The sequence below is a fragment of the Paraburkholderia sp. J69-1 genome (assembly GCF_905220255.1).
Classification (GTDB): Bacteria; Pseudomonadota; Gammaproteobacteria; order Burkholderiales; family Burkholderiaceae; genus Paraburkholderia.
The window spans coordinates 113,545-127,147 of record NZ_CAJMZG010000018.1 but is presented as its reverse complement, the minus strand read 5'-3'; the positions used below and the strand labels follow the sequence as shown (position 1 = coordinate 127,147).

Sequence of the window (13,603 nt, the reverse complement as noted above, 5' to 3'; positions counted from 1 at the left end):
CCGCCCGGGCAGCCCATGTTGATAGTGAAAAGCAAGGGTTTGAGTCGATGGTGCGATATTTCGCGTCAAAGACAAATTAATAAAAATATTTTCGAGTCATACGATAAAACTATGCAATGCAGTTTTCTTCCGCACGCGCTTCCAGGGTAAGGTAATGTCGAAAAACGCCTGAAAAACCGGTAAAACGTGCCGCGCACCTCCGTGCCTGCGGCCCTGCATCAGAGGTGCAAGTGGCTTTCTATACATTGCGACAACTCAAGTACTTCGTGACAACCGTTGAAGCCGGCAGCGTGGCCGAGGCGTCGCGCCAGCTTCATATTGCCCAGCCGTCCATTTCCAGCGCCATCAAGGCACTGGAAGAAAGCTTCAACGTCAAGCTGTTCATCCGGCACCACGCCCAGGGCGTGTCGCTCACGCCGGGCGGCACGCGCTTCTATCGCAAGGCGCAGGAACTGCTGCGCATGGCGCACGAATTCGAACAGAACGCGCTGGCCGACAATGACGTCATCACCGGCCAGATCGATATCGGCTGCTTCGAAACGGTGGCGCCGCTCTATCTGCCGCAACTGATTGCGGGTTTCCGCGAACGCTATCCCGGCGTCAATATCCGCATTCGCGACGGCGAACAGCAGGAACTGGTTCAGGGACTCACTGCAGGCACCTTCGACGTCGCCTTTCTCTACGATCACGAACTCGACGGCACCATCGCCACCGAGCCGCTGATGCCGCCGCAAAAGCCTTATGTGCTGCTGCCGGAAAACCACCGCTTCGCGAGTCAATCGCACGTATCGCTGCGCGATCTTTGCGCCGAGCCGATGATTCTGCTCGACGTGCAGCCCAGCCGTACCTATTTCGTGAGCCTCTTTCACGATCTTGGCCTCACGCCCAATATCGTGTTCGGCTCGCCTTCGATCGAAATGGTGCGCGGCATGGTGGGCCAGGGCTTCGGCTTTTCGCTGCTGGTCACGCGCCCGCATTCCGAATGCACTTACGACGGCAAAAAGGTGGTCACGATCGATATCACCGAACCCGTGGCCACCTCCGGTCTCGTGAGCGCGCGGCTCAAACGCGGTCAACTGACCAAGCCCGCGCAACTGTTCGTGGACTTCTGCCGCGAACACCTCGCGAATCTGCACGAGGCGTCGATTTGAAACTCACTCCGCTCGCGCGAGATATTGCGCGAGACGCACGAGCATGGCATCGCAATCCGCAAGCTGTGCTTCGCTCACGAATTCGTCGGGCTTGTGGCCCTGGTCCATGCTGCCGGGGCCGCACACCACGGTCGGTATGCCTGCCTGTTCGTACAGGCCGCCTTCCGTGCCGAACGCCACCGTACCGAAATCCGTCGATCCGCTGATATGCGCGAGCAGGCGCGCCGCTTCGCTTTCGGGCGGCGTCGCCAGTCCCGGATAGGCACCGAGCGATTGCCATTGGATATCGGTATCGGGCTGCACGGCGCGCATGGCGGGCAGCAATTGCGCCTGCGCGTATTGCGCGAGTTCGTCGGCTACCGACTGAGCCTCGAAACCCGGTAATGCACGCACTTCGAAATCGAATTCGCATTCCGCCGGCACGATATTGAGCGCGCGCCCGCCTTTGACGACACCGGTTTGCACTGTGGAATAAGGCGGATCGAAACGTTCGTCGCGATGTTCCGGGCTGGCCAGACGCGCGCCGATTTCGTCGAGTTGACCAATCAGACGCGCTGCATATTGAATCGCGTTGACGCCATAAGGTGCATAAGCGGAATGACACGCCGCGCCTTTCACGCAGCAACGCATTGCCAGCTTGCCCTTGTGACCGAGCACCGGCTTGAGCTCCGTAGGTTCGCCGATCAGGCAAAGGAGCGGCTTGTGCGGGCGTTTCGCCAGTTCTTCGAGCATCGGGCGCACACCCAGACAACCCACTTCTTCGTCATAGGAAAACGCCAGATGGATGGGCGTTTTCAGATCGGCGGCAATGAATTCCGGCACGGCTGCCAGCACCGAGGCGATAAAGCCTTTCATATCCGCCGTGCCGCGTCCATACAGACGCCCGTCGCGCTCCGTGAGGCGGAACGGTTCGACCGTCCACGCCTGGCCGTCCACGGGAACCACGTCCGTATGCCCGGAGAGCACCACGCCGCCGCGATCGCACGGACCAATCGTCGCGAACAGATTTGCCTTGGTGCGCTCCGCGTTATAGAAAAGCTCGCTGCGAATGCCGAATTCCGCCAGATAGCGCTCGATAAACGCAATCAGTTCGAGATTCGATTCGCGGCTGACGGTTGCGAAACCGATCAACCGCTCCAGCAGCTTGCGACTGCTGCGTTCATTCATCGCCTGGGACTCCATAGCTTGGCGCGGCAGTCGGATTCAGCGCGCGGGTCAGATAGTCCTGCATCTGCGGACGATACGCCTGCCAAAGACCGTCCAGCTCGCCGAGCGGATCGTTATCGGCCCAATCGACGCGCAGATCGACCACCGGCCAGGTATGGTCGTCGACGATTTTCAGCGCCGCCGAATGCACCGGTCCGGCTTCCCCGCCCGCCGCCATCGCAGCGTGCATGGCAGCCAGCAAACGATCGGCGAGCGCGCCCGGCGTGTTTTCGAACGCCTGCACCATCGTATCGATCACGTGTTGTCCCGCGAGCATATTGCCCGCGGCCACGCACTGCTCGCCTGCCGCCGCGTGATAAATGCCCAGCGCTTCCTTGCCGCTGAAAAACGCCGTGCGCCCCTGCGCGTCGATCACCGTCACCTGGCGATACTGACTCCAGCCATTCGAATTCAATGCGCGGTCCAGCGCGGCTGCGGGTTCGAGCTGATCGTGCTCCAGCAGATCCAGCACCTGCGGGCCGAGTGCGGGCAGCGTGACGTTTTGCGTCGCCACGACGCCCACGCCTGCGCGTGCCCAGGGACAACGCGCCCCCACTGCAATGCTCGACGAACTGATGGCAATGCCGAGCTGACCGGTTTCGGCGCAGCGGCCGACAATCGAGAATGTCATGGCACGTTTCTCCCTTGTTTTCAGGCTTGCGGCGGCGTCCGGCCGTCCGGCACCACGGCGATCACGTCGATTTCCATCAACCATTGCGGCTGACCGAGCGCCGAGACCACGAGGCCCGTCGAAATCGGAAACACGCCCTTGAGCCATTTGCCCACTTCCTGATAAACCGGCTCGCGATAACGCGGGTCGATCAGATACGTCGTGGTCTTGACGATATGGCTCAGGTCGCTGCCCGCTTCTTCGAGCAGTTGCTTGACGTTCTTCATGGCCTGCTCGGCCTGCGCACGCGGGTCGCCCAGCCCCACGAGCTTGCCGTCGAAATCCGTACCTACCTGGCCGCGCACGTACACCGTATTGCCGGCGCGAACGGCCTGGCAAAGATCGTTGTCGAGCGTCTGGTTCGGATAAGTATCCTTGGTATTGAACATGCGGATGCGGGTATGCGTGGGCATTTAAATGACTCCGATTGCGTTATTCGATTCGTTACGGGTTTCTTCGCGAGCGTCGATGTTCGCTTCCACACTGGCGGATTGAGTGCTTTGCGCGCGTTGCGTCGCGTCGCGATAGTCGAGGTATTGAGCCTGCGTGGCGATATGGCCGGCGACATGCTTCGCGTCGTGCCACACGCCCCAGATGAAGGACGAGCCACGGCGCGAGAGCCACGGCAGGCCCACGAAATAGACGCCCGGCTCGCTCGATACGCCGCGCTGATGCTTCGGCTTGCCTTTCTCGTCGAAGGCGTTGACCTGCAGCCAGCCATAGTCGTTTGCGTAACCGGTGGCCCAGACGATCGAACTCACACCGGCCTTTTTCAGGTCGAGTTCGAGGAGCGGTTGCGTGACGCACTCCGGGTCGGGCACGACCGCGCGCGCTTCGGGTTCTTCGGGCAGATCGAGACCGTTGCCCACGACATAGGCGTCAGCGGCGTCGAGCAGCGAGAGATAGTTGGCGTCGCCATTCGCGAGATTGGTCGCGAGATCGCTTTCGAATTTCACCACGCCGTCGTTGAACGACTGGGTCAGCCCCACCAGCGTCATGCCCGCATGCGCGAGTTTGCGGAAATTGACGGTATGGCCACCACGCGCGCCGCTCACAGCAATCGTCACGTGTTCGCGGCCCGGCACGGCAGTTTCCAGATCCCAGAGACCGAGCACGCCCAACCACCAGCAGAAGTCGCGATTGCGATACGCGCGCGGCGGGCGATCGTGCGGACCCACGGAGAGATAAACACGCTTGCCCGCACGCATCAATTCTTCGGCAATCTGCACGCCCGACGAACCCGCGCCCACCACCAGCACGGCGCCTTCGGGCAATTGCTGCGGATTGCGATAATCGGCCGAGTGAATCTGCACGAGACCGGCGGCATTTTTGGGCGCGATCGGCGGAATCACCGGGCGCTGGAACGGGCCGGTGGCGACCACCACACGTTGCGCTTCGATCACGCCGCGGCTCGTTTCGACCGTGAAGCCGGGGCGGCCTGCATTGCGCACCACTTTTGTGACGTCCACACCCGTGCGGATCGGCGCATTGAACTGCTTTGCGTAGGCTTCGAAATAATCGGCCACGCGATCTTTCGAGGCAAAAGCGTCAGGGTCGAGATCGTCGAATTCCAGGCCCGGAAAACGGTCGTGCCATGCAGGACCGTTCGCGACCAGCGAATCCCAGCGGCCGGTTCTCCAGCGCTCGGCGATGCGCTCGCGCTCCAGCACGAGATGCGGCACACCCAGCTTGCCCAGGTGCTCGCTCATTGCCACGCCGGCCTGCCCGGCGCCGACGACGAGCGTATCAACGGTTTCGATTGTCATTGCGGTTTCCTTATGCAAGGCGGCCTGAGTTGGCAACAAACCAGAAAACGCACCGCCTGTGCGACCCTGTGTGGGGGTTCGGTTGGGTTTGGTTGTGTCTATTCTGTTCAGAGTCGAGGAATTGCGAAACGATGATTTTTGTCGTTCCTGCCTAGCAAAAAAATTCCTCTGCGCTTTTTTGGCTGTATTGCGGTCAATAAAAAAACGCCCGCTCGCTCCCGAATGGGAACGAAGCGGGCGTTGTAGTTCCAACGCTTTACAGCAGGGTTCCAGCGGTCGCGTCTACCGCCTGGCGCATCTTGTCCACCAATTCGTCGATTTGCGCGTGGTCGATCACGAGCGGCGGCGCGACGATCAAACGACCGTTGGTCGAACGCACGATCACGCCTAGATCGAAACCCACGGAACGGCTATGCCACGTCAATTCCGCTTCGTTGGCGAAGCGCTCGCGCGTGCTCTTGTTCTTCGCAAGCTGGATCGCGGCAACGGCCCCCACGCCCTGCACTTCGCCGATTAACGGATGGCCGGCAAAGGCTTCGCGTAGCGCTTTCTGCAGATACGGGCCGATATCTGTCTTCGTGCGCTCGACCAGCCCGCCGCGATCGAGCACATCCAGATTCGCCAGCGCCACCGCTGCGGCAACCGGGTGCCCCGAATACGTGAGACCGTGTGCATAAACGCCGCCGCGTTCGACCAGCGCCTCGCCAACGCGGCGGCTCATGATGAGCCCGCCCATCGGCACGTAGCCCGATGTCAAACCCTTGGCGATACAGATCAAATCCGGTTCGAAGCCAAAGTGCCGATGCGCGAACCATTCGCCGGTGCGGCCAAAGCCGCCGATCACTTCATCGACACACAGCAGCACATCGTATTTGCGGCAGATGCGCTCGATCTCTTGCCAATAACCGTCGGGCGGGAAAATCATGCCGCCCGCGCCCTGGAACGGTTCGGCAACGAAGGCGCCAACGCGGTCCGCGCCCAGTTCGAGAATCTTGCACTCGAGCGATTGTGCGGCTTTCAGGCCGAATGCTTCCGGCGTGAGATCGCCGCCATTGGCGTACCAGTACGGTTCATCGACATGCGTGATATTGGGGATCGGCAGATCGCCCATTTCGTGCATGAACGCCATACCGCCCAGCGACGCACTGCCGACCGTCGAGCCGTGATAGCCATTCACGCGGCCAATCAGCACCTTCTTTTCCGGCTTGCCCATTACGTCCCAGAAGCGGCGCACCGTGCGGATCAGCACTTCATTCGATTCGGAACCGGAGTTCGTATAAACGACATGGCTGAAATGGCCGCCCAGCAGCGAAAACAGCCTCTCGGACAGTTCGATCACCGAAGGATGCGTGGTGTGAAAGAACATGTTGTAGTAAGACAGTTCTTTCATCTGCCGCGCGGCGGCATCGACCAGTTCCTTGCGTCCATAACCGACGTTCGTGCACCACAAGCCCGACATGCCGTCGAGGTAGCGATTGCCGTCGTTGTCCCAGAGATGCACACCCTCGCCGCGCACCATAACGCGTGGCCCTTCCGCGTTCAGCGCCTTCTGGTCGACGAACGCATGCAGATGATGCGCGGCATCGCTCTGTTGATAGTCACGGGTACTGCGCTGGGGGAGATCGCGTGTATTCATGGTTCTGGTTCCAGAATCGGACTTCTATTGAGCACCGTTACGCCTGGTGAATACCCTCGGTGTCCGCGACAAAAACGAACACCAGTTCGGCTCACTCTCCCTCGACAAAATAACAAGGTAAAGAATGCAATTTCTGGCTATTGCATAGAATTTGTCGATGCCAGTTCCATGGCGCATCGCATAGAAAAAACCTGTACATGACCTAGATAAACTATTTTTTTCTCCCGCTCTTCGCGTGCCAGGATTCAGCCGTCGTTCGTCGCAGCCCTTATGGCCAATCCTCATTCATAGAGAGACATTCATGCGCATCGATCGTATCCGGCAGTTTGTGCGTCCTTCGATTGCCCTGGCTTCGCTTGCGGCGCTCGCCAGCACGGGAAGTCTGACCAGCGCGCCCGCCAGGGCGGCTGAAACGCAGTTGAACGTCTATAACTGGTCCGACTATATTGGCAAGGACACCATTCCCGATTTCGAAAAACAAACGGGCATCAAGGTCAAATACGATAACTACGACGGCGACGATACCTTGCAGGCCAAGCTGCTTGCCGGCAGCTCCGGCTACGATATCGTTGTGCCAACATCTAATTACATGGCGCGGCAGATTCCAGCGGGCATCTACCAGAAGCTCGACAAATCGAAATTGCCCAATCTGGCGAATCTCGATCCTGCACTCATGAAAATCATTGCGCAGGCCGATCCCGGCAATCAGTACGGCGCGCCGTATGCCTACGGCACGGATGGCATGGGCTACAACGTGCAGGCCGTGCAGAAGGCGCTCGGCGGCAACGCGCCCGTCGACAGTTGGGCGCTGGTGTTCGACCCGGAAAATATGTCGAAACTGAAGAGTTGCGGCGTGTCATTCCTGGACCAGGCCGTCGATGTGTTCGCGGCCACGCTGCAATATATGCACAAAGACCCCAACAGCACCAACCCCGGCGATTATCAGGCGGCGTATGAAACGCTCAAGAAAGTCCGCCCGTATATCACGCAATTCAATTCGTCCGGATATATCAACGACCTTGCGAATAACGATATCTGCGTGGCGTTTGGCTGGTCCGGCGATATCGGCATTGCGCATCGCCGCGCCGTGGATGCCAAACGCAGCTATGAAATCAGGTTCTCGAATGCGAAGGAAGGCGGGCTGATCTGGTTCGACATCATGGGCATTCCCAAGGACGCTCCGCATCCCGAAGCCGCGCTCGCCTGGATCAACTATATCGAGGACCCGAAAGTGAACGCGGGAATCACGAACGAGGTGTTCTACCCCACGCCGAACAAGGCCGCGCGTTCGTTCGTGACCGCCTCCGTGGCCAATGACGCCGGCGTCTATCCCGCGCCGGATGTGCTCGCGAAAATGACCATGATGAAAGCCTTGCCCGCCGATATCCTGCGTCTGGAAAACCGCCTCTGGGCGCAGCTCAAGACCGGTCACTAGGATTCGTCAGGGCCGCGCGTACTGCCGTTTGATCAATTCCTCGGCGAATGCAGCGAACCGCTGCACCACCACGCGCGGCTTCATGGTGCGCGACTGCGCAATACCCAGCGTAGTCGCAACCACTTTCTCCTTGAAGCGCTTCACCACGAAATCTTCGCCATCGACCGTCTGGGTCGATTTGAGCGGGAAGTTCAGGATGCTGAAGCCCAGACCGTTCGCCACCATGCCGCGCACCACTTCCGGTTGCGAAGAGCGGAACACCGGCACCGGCCGCTGCCCGACCGTATCGAACAGTGAAGAAAAATATTCGCGGCTATGGGGCAGATCGAGCATCACATAAGGTTCGTCGATGAGATTCGACAGCGATACCGCCCGATGCTGCGCAAGCGGATGGCGGCTAGGAAGGATCACATAAGGCGGCAAATGCACCAGCGGCCGAAAGTCGATGTCATCGGTGAGATCGATATCGTACGTGAGTGCGATATCCAGCGAGCCGTCGTGCAGCCCTTCGAACAAACCATCCTGATGCGCTTCCATCGTCTTGAAGGCGATGCCCGCATGATCGGCCAGAAAGCGGCTGATCAAGCCGGATAACAACGGCGGCGCCAGCGAAACCAGGCAGCCGAGCGCAATCGTGCCCGTCATGCCGGTATCGAGCCCGCGCGCAACGGCCTGGAGTTCTTCGGCGTTCTTCAATAGATCGCGTGTTTTGCCGAGCAATTCGCGCCCTGCCTGCGTGAGCGACAGACCGGCGGCATGATGGCGAATGAACAGTTGAATGCCGAATGCGTCTTCGAGTTCGGAGATCGCACTGGAAATGGAAGGCTGCGAGATATGCATCAGCCGCGCCGCCAGCGTGAACGACAGCGTTTCCGCCGCCGTCACGAAGTAGCGTAGTTGACGCAAGGAGAAGTTGAGTCGGGGGCTTTCCATATCAAGCGAGATGGGACGAAGTTGGCAATGACGATGTGTTATCACGCCAGAATTCCGCGTGCAGGACAAGTCATGGAAACGACACTTGCCCTGCACATCGGAATGCTTTTCCGCCTCGCTCGACGGACGCCCTTAGTGAACGGCGCTCTCTTTCGATTGCGACGTCTGCATCGCCGTGCTGTCCGAATCGGCGTTGCGCGGTTTATCGCCGGTATTGGCGATCCAGCCGCCGCCCAGGTATTGGTACAGATCGACGAGGTTCGTCAGCCGGTCCAGATTCGCGCTGATCAGCGACTGCTGCGCCGTGTACAGATCATCCTGCGCGCTCAGCACCGTGAGATAGCTGTCCACGCCGTTGCGATAGCGCAGATCGGACAGCGTATAGCGGCGCTGCTGGCTCTCGGTGTAGGCGCGCAGATCGGTGATCTGCGTGTCATACGTGCCGCGCGCGGCCAGCCCGTCCGCCACTTCGCGGAAGGCCGTTTGAATGGCCTTTTCGTACGCGGCCACATCTTCGTCCTTTTCGAGCTTCGCCACGTCGAGGCTGGCCTTATTCGCGCCGCCTTCGAAGATCGGCATCGTGATCGTCGGGCCGAAGTCCCACGCAAGCTGCCCCGGCTTGAAGAGCGAGCCGAGGCTTGCGCTCGCATAGCCGAATTGCCCCGTCAGGCTGATGCTCGGGAAAAACGCCGCGCGCGCCGCGCCAATATTGGCGTTGGCGGCCTTGAGCGTTTCCTCGGCTTCGAGGATGTCGGGGCGGCGCGTGAGCAGCGTGCTAGGCAGATCGGCGGGAATATCGGCGAGCAGATCCTGCGAATCCAGCGGCAGGCCGGCCGGCAGGTCCGCCGGCAACGGCGCGCCCACCAGCAGCACGAGCGCGTTTTCAGCCTGCGCACGCAGACGCAACTGGCTTTCGTAGTTCGCATGCGCCTGCTGCATGACGCCTTGTGCTTCGCGCAGATCAAGCTCCGAACCCGTGCCGGTATCGAACTCGGTCTTGGTCAGAGCGTACGACTTCTGCGCGGCATCCAACGTCGCCTTCGTGACCTTGAGCGAGTCGTCGTAGGCGATCATCGTCAGGTACTGGTCGGCGACTTCGGAAACCAGCGTGATTTCCGCAGCCTTGCGCGCCTGCGCCGTTGACAGATAGGTATGCAGCGCCTGATTAGACAGGCTACGCACCTTGCCGAAGAAGTCCAGTTCCCACGACGCGCCGGCTGCCGCCTCGTAGTCGCTCGACACTGTCGCGCGGCCCGAGTAAGACAGATCGGCAGGCGTGCGCGTGCGGGTGCCCGTGCCGCTGACGTCAAGCGTCGGCAGCAGGTTCGCGCGCTCGATGCGGTACTGCGCGCGCGCCTGCGCCACCTTCAACACGGAGACGCGCAGATCGCGGTTGTTCTGCAGCGACAGCTCGATGAGCTTTTGCAGACGCGGATCCTTGAAGAAGTCGCGCCAGCCGATATCGGCCGCCGCGTGTCCCTGCGCGCTGCGCGCGCCGTCCGTGGGCTGGCTGTCGTAAGCCGGACCGGTCGGATACGCCGCAGAAACCGGCGCGGCAGGCTGCGTGTAATGCGGCTCCAGCGTACACGCCGAAGTGAAGCAAACCACTGCCGCAGCCAGTGCGCTCAACGTGAGCTTATTCATGGCTGTCCTCCTGCACGTGCGCCGTATCGGCGCTGTCTTGTTCGTCCGGCTTCGACGAGCCGAATTTCGAACGAATAACTACGTAGAACATCGGAATCATGAAAATGGCGAGGAACGTGGCCGTGAACATACCGCCGATCACACCCGTACCAATCGCATGCTGCGACGCCGAACCCGCGCCGTTGCTGATCGACAGCGGTAGCACGCCCAGCACGAAGGCCATCGACGTCATCAAGATCGGACGCAGTCGCAAACGCGCCGCTTCCAGCGCCGCCGCAACAGCGGTCATGCCATGCTGCTCCTGCAATTCACGCGCGAATTCCACAATCAGAATCGCGTTCTTCGCGGACAGACCCACGGTCGTCAACAGACCCACCTGGAAGAACACATCGTTTTCGAGCCCTCGCATCGTCACGGCCAGCAGCGCGCCGATCACACCGAGCGGCACCACCAGAATCACCGCGAACGGAATCGACCAGCTTTCATACAGTGCGGCGAGACACAGGAACACCACGATGATCGAAATCGCGTAGAGGAACGGCGCCTGGCTGCCCGACTGGATTTCCTGGAACGACAGACCCGTCCACGAATAACCGATCCCTGCCGGCAGTTTCGAAGCGATCTGTTCCATTGCGCTCATGGCCTGACCGGTCGATTTACCCGCTGCGGCCTGCCCCTGGATTTCCAGCGACGAAATACCGTTGTAGCGTTCGAGCTTGGGCGAACCGAACGTCCACTTGCCCTTTGCGAAGGCGGTGAACGGCACCATCGTGCCCGACGAGCCACGCACATACCAGCGGCCCAGATCGTCCGGGTTCATACGGAACGGGCCATCGGCCTGCACGTAGACGCGTTTGATACGGCCATCGGTATCGAGGAAGTTGTTGATGTACTTCGAACCCCACGCGATCGAGAACGTATCGTCGATGTCGGAAGCGGCCACGCCCATGGCTTCGGCCTTCTCGCGATCGATATCGACCTTGTATTGCGGCGTGTCGCTCAGACCGTTCGGGCGCACCAGCGCAAGATCCGGATTCTTCGCGGCCATCGCCAGCAGCTGGTTCCGCGCGGCCATCAGCTTCTCGTGGCCAAGCGAAGCGTTGTCGGTCAGTTCGAAGTCGAAGCCCGAAGCCGTACCCAGTTCAGGAATCGACGGCGGGTTGATCGGAATGACCGTGGCGTCCTTGTCGTTCGCGAAGTGCTTGAACACGCGGCCCACCAGCGCCTGGACCTTTTCGTCCGACGAGCGGCGCTTCGAGAAGTCCTTCATCTGCACGAAGACCATCCCCGAGTTCTGGCCGCGGCCCGCGAAGTTGAAGCCGTTCACCGTGAACACGGATTCGACGATGTTCTTCTCGTCCGTGAGCAGATAGTCGGTCACCGCCTTGAGCGAGCGTGCCGTGGTTTCCTGGGTCGAGCCCGGCGGCGTCTGCACCTGCACGAACATCGTGCCCTGGTCCTCATCGGGCAGGAACGACTTCGGCAGACGCACGAACAGGAAGCCCACGCCGACGATCACCGCAAGATAGATCACCAGCCAGCGGCCCGAGCGGCGAATCACATGCTGGACGCCGCCGTGGTACTTGTCGCGGCTCTTGTCGAAGGTGCGATTGAACCAGCCGAAGAAACCCTTCTTCTCTTCGTGATGACCCTTGGGAATCGGCTTCAGAAGGGTCGCGCACAGCGCCGGCGTGAGAATCAGCGCGACCAGCACGGACAGCACCATCGCCGCCACGATCGTCAGCGAGAACTGACGATAGATGGCGCCGACCGAGCCGCCCGAGAAGGCCACCGGCACGAACACCGCCGAGAGCACCAGCGCCACACCCACCAGCGCGCCGGTAATCTGGCCCATCGCCTTGCGTGTGGCTTCCTTCGGCGACAAGCCTTCTTCCACCATCACGCGTTCGACGTTCTCCACCACCACGATCGCATCGTCCACCAGCAGACCGATCGCCAGCACGAGCCCGAACATCGACAGCGTGTTGATCGAGAAGCCCACCGCGCTCATGATCGCGAACGTGCCCAGCAGCACCACCGGCACTGCGATCGTCGGGATCAGCGTGGCGCGCAGGTTCTGCAGGAACAGATACATCACGAGGAACACCAGCACAATGCCTTCCAGCAGCGTCTTGACCACTTCCTCGATCGACAGACGCACGAACGGCGTGGTGTCGTACGGATACTTCACGACCAGACCGTGCGGGAAGTTCTTCGACAGCTCGGCGAGCTTGGCCTGCACCAGCTTTTCCGTCTGCAGCGCATTGGCGCCCGTCGCAAGCTGAATACCGAAGCCGGCTGCCGGCGCACCGTTGTACTTGGTGTCGAAGTTATAGTTTTCGCCGCCCAGTTCGATACGCGCCACATCCCTCAGACGCACCTGCGAGCCGTCCTGGTTCACCTTCAGCAACACATTGCCGAATTCTTCCGGGGTCCGAAGGAACGACGCTTCCGTGATGGTCGCCTGCATCGCCTGGCCCTTCACAGCCGGCGTGCCGCCGATCGAACCGGCCGCCACCTGGACGTTCTGGTTCGTGATCGCCGTTTCGACATCGACAGGCGTGAGTGCGTATTGATTCAGCTTGTTGGCGTCGAGCCACACGCGCATCGAGAACTGCGTGCCGAACAGCGTCACCGTGCCCACACCATCCACGCGGCTAAGCGGGTCCTCGATATGCGAGGCCACGTAGTTCGCGAGATCGTAGCGGTCCATGCTGCCGTCGGCGGACACGAAGGCCATCACCATCAGGAAGCTGCTGCTGGACTTCGTAACCTTGATACCGGCTTCCTGCACCACGGTCGGCAGCACCGGCGTCGCCAGTTGCAGCTTGTTCTGCACCTGCACCTGCGCGATGTCGGGATTGGTGCCCGCCGCGAAGGTCAGCGTGATCGTCGCCGCGCCCGAATCGTCGGAAGTCGACGACATGTACAGCAGATGGTCGAGACCGCTCATCTGCTGCTCGATCACCTGCGTTACGGTGTCTTCGACGGTCTTTGCCGAAGCGCCCGAATAGCTCGCGCTGATCTGGATGGAAGGCGGCGCGATCGTCGGATACTGCGCCACCGGCAAGTTGAAAATAGAAGCCGCGCCCGTCATCATCAGGATGATCGCGATCACCCAGGCGAAGATCGGCCGGTCAATAAAGAATCGTGCCATTCAGT

At 60.7% G+C, this 13,603-nt stretch carries 10 protein-coding genes; 2 read left to right on the top strand and 8 right to left on the bottom strand.

Annotation, left to right across the window (positions count from 1 at the left end; all coding sequences use genetic code 11):
- The first annotated feature begins 230 nt into the window (after positions 1-230).
- Entirely contained in the window at positions 231-1,151 is a 921-nt protein-coding gene (locus U5A67_RS28550; protein WP_205985230.1) for a LysR substrate-binding domain-containing protein, read from the top strand.
- 3 nt (positions 1,152-1,154) lie between these two features.
- Here U5A67_RS28550 and argE read toward each other — a convergent pair whose 3' ends face one another.
- The 5 genes from argE to U5A67_RS28525 form a co-directional block, all read right to left on the bottom strand.
- On the bottom strand, positions 1,155-2,318 hold the full coding sequence (argE, locus tag U5A67_RS28545; protein WP_321816912.1) for an acetylornithine deacetylase: 1,164 nt from the start codon (positions 2,316-2,318) through the stop codon (positions 1,155-1,157).
- Complete coding sequence (locus tag U5A67_RS28540) at positions 2,311-2,988, bottom strand: DUF1028 domain-containing protein (protein WP_205985232.1); 678 nt, start codon at positions 2,986-2,988, stop codon at positions 2,311-2,313. Before U5A67_RS28540 ends, argE begins: the two co-directional genes overlap by 8 nt.
- Before the next feature lie 20 nt (positions 2,989-3,008).
- Positions 3,009-3,440 (bottom strand): RidA family protein, encoded by a 432-nt coding sequence (locus tag U5A67_RS28535; RefSeq protein ID WP_321816911.1) that lies wholly within the window; start codon positions 3,438-3,440, stop codon positions 3,009-3,011.
- On the bottom strand, positions 3,441-4,793 hold the full coding sequence (locus tag U5A67_RS28530; protein ID WP_321816910.1) for an NAD(P)/FAD-dependent oxidoreductase: 1,353 nt from the start codon (positions 4,791-4,793) through the stop codon (positions 3,441-3,443). It abuts the gene before it with no gap.
- Between the two features lie 256 nt (positions 4,794-5,049).
- Positions 5,050-6,429 (bottom strand): aspartate aminotransferase family protein, encoded by a 1,380-nt coding sequence (locus tag U5A67_RS28525; protein WP_321816909.1) that lies wholly within the window; start codon positions 6,427-6,429, stop codon positions 5,050-5,052.
- A gap of 301 nt (positions 6,430-6,730) precedes the next feature.
- On the opposite strand from U5A67_RS28525, the gene U5A67_RS28520 reads away from it, so the two are divergent.
- Positions 6,731-7,864, top strand: coding sequence for a polyamine ABC transporter substrate-binding protein (locus U5A67_RS28520; protein WP_321816908.1), 1,134 nt, complete (start codon positions 6,731-6,733; stop codon positions 7,862-7,864).
- Between the two features lie 6 nt (positions 7,865-7,870).
- On the opposite strand, the gene U5A67_RS28515 is transcribed toward U5A67_RS28520, so the two are convergent.
- The 3 genes from U5A67_RS28515 to U5A67_RS28505 all read right to left on the bottom strand — a co-directional run bounded on the left by U5A67_RS28515 (position 7,871) and on the right by U5A67_RS28505 (position 13,598).
- Entirely contained in the window at positions 7,871-8,797 is a 927-nt protein-coding gene (locus U5A67_RS28515) for a LysR family transcriptional regulator (RefSeq protein WP_205985237.1), read from the bottom strand.
- Between the two features lie 132 nt (positions 8,798-8,929).
- Complete coding sequence (locus U5A67_RS28510; protein ID WP_321816907.1) at positions 8,930-10,441, bottom strand: efflux transporter outer membrane subunit; 1,512 nt, start codon at positions 10,439-10,441, stop codon at positions 8,930-8,932.
- Positions 10,434-13,598, bottom strand: a complete 3,165-nt coding sequence (locus U5A67_RS28505) for an efflux RND transporter permease subunit (RefSeq protein WP_321816906.1) — start codon at positions 13,596-13,598, stop codon at positions 10,434-10,436. The genes U5A67_RS28510 and U5A67_RS28505 overlap by 8 nt, the downstream gene beginning before the upstream one ends.
- Between the last annotated feature and the right edge of the window lie 5 nt (positions 13,599-13,603).

Coding starts and splice junctions, on each gene's coding strand:
- U5A67_RS28510 (WP_321816907.1), bottom strand. CDS start 10,441: ATGAATAAGCTCACGTTGAGCGCACTGGCTGCGGCAGTGGTTTGCTTC.
- U5A67_RS28505 (WP_321816906.1), bottom strand. CDS start 13,598: ATGGCACGATTCTTTATTGACCGGCCGATCTTCGCCTGGGTGATCGCG.
- U5A67_RS28515 (WP_205985237.1), bottom strand. CDS start 8,797: ATGGAAAGCCCCCGACTCAACTTCTCCTTGCGTCAACTACGCTACTTC.
- U5A67_RS28520 (WP_321816908.1), top strand. CDS start 6,731: ATGCGCATCGATCGTATCCGGCAGTTTGTGCGTCCTTCGATTGCCCTG.
- U5A67_RS28525 (WP_321816909.1), bottom strand. CDS start 6,429: ATGAATACACGCGATCTCCCCCAGCGCAGTACCCGTGACTATCAACAG.
- U5A67_RS28535 (WP_321816911.1), bottom strand. CDS start 3,440: ATGCCCACGCATACCCGCATCCGCATGTTCAATACCAAGGATACTTAT.
- U5A67_RS28540 (WP_205985232.1), bottom strand. CDS start 2,988: ATGACATTCTCGATTGTCGGCCGCTGCGCCGAAACCGGTCAGCTCGGC.
- argE (WP_321816912.1), bottom strand. CDS start 2,318: ATGAATGAACGCAGCAGTCGCAAGCTGCTGGAGCGGTTGATCGGTTTC.
- U5A67_RS28530 (WP_321816910.1), bottom strand. CDS start 4,793: ATGACAATCGAAACCGTTGATACGCTCGTCGTCGGCGCCGGGCAGGCC.